The 741-nt window shown below is 46.6% G+C and carries 2 protein-coding genes; both read left to right on the top strand.

Features of this window, described 5'->3' with window-relative positions; translation table 11 throughout:
* A partial coding sequence (gene rplE, locus GY843_RS13345) for a 50S ribosomal protein L5 (RefSeq protein WP_297310427.1) occupies positions 1-422 on the top strand: 422 nt, incomplete at its 5' end.
* Positions 423-432: 10 nt separating this feature from the next.
* Positions 433-738, top strand: a complete 306-nt coding sequence (gene rpsN, locus GY843_RS13340; protein WP_004589208.1) for a 30S ribosomal protein S14 — start codon at positions 433-435, stop codon at positions 736-738.
* The last annotated feature ends 3 nt before the right edge of the window (positions 739-741 follow it).

Below are 741 nucleotides of genomic sequence, written 5' to 3'. Positions count from 1 at the left end.
TGGGCGAAGCCCTAGCTGACAAGAAGATTTTAGAGAACGCTGTTGCGGATCTAGAAGCTATCGCTGGTCAGAAACCTTTAATCACTAAAGCACGCAAATCTGTTGCTGGCTTCAAAGTGCGTGAAGGCTACCCAATAGGCTGTAAAGTAACCTTACGCGGCGAGCGTATGTGGGACTTTTTTGAGCGTTTGGTATCAATCGCTATCCCACGTATCCGTGACTTCCGTGGTGTGAGTGCTAAGTCTTTTGATGGACGTGGTAACTACAGCATGGGCGTACGTGAACAAATCATCTTCCCAGAAATTGATTATGATAAAGTAGACCGTGTACGCGGTATGGATATCACAATCACAACTTCTGCGAAATCTGATGAGGAAGGCCGTGCGTTGTTAGAAGCGTTTAACTTCCCATTCAAGAAATAAGGGTAGGGTTATGGCAAAGAATTCTATGAAAGCGCGCGAAGCAAAGCGCACTAAACTAGTTGCTCAGTACGCTGAAAAGCGTGCAGCACTAAAAGCTATCATCAGCGATGTTAACGCATCTGAAGATGATCGTTGGGACGCGGTACTTAAGCTTCAAGCTTTACCACGTGATTCTAGCCCTGCACGTCAACGTAATCGTTGTAACATTACGGGCCGCCCACATGGTTTCCTTCGCAAATTCGGCATGAGCCGTATTAAAGTTCGCGAAGCAGCTATGCGCGGTGAAATTCCTGGCCTTAAAAAGGCTAGCTGGTAATAG

Source organism: Neptuniibacter sp., from assembly GCF_024231755.1.
In the GTDB taxonomy this organism is placed as follows: Bacteria; Pseudomonadota; Gammaproteobacteria; order Pseudomonadales; family Balneatricaceae; genus Neptuniibacter.
Note: the sequence above shows the minus strand (reverse complement) of the source record. Positions and strands in the feature narration are given on the sequence as shown.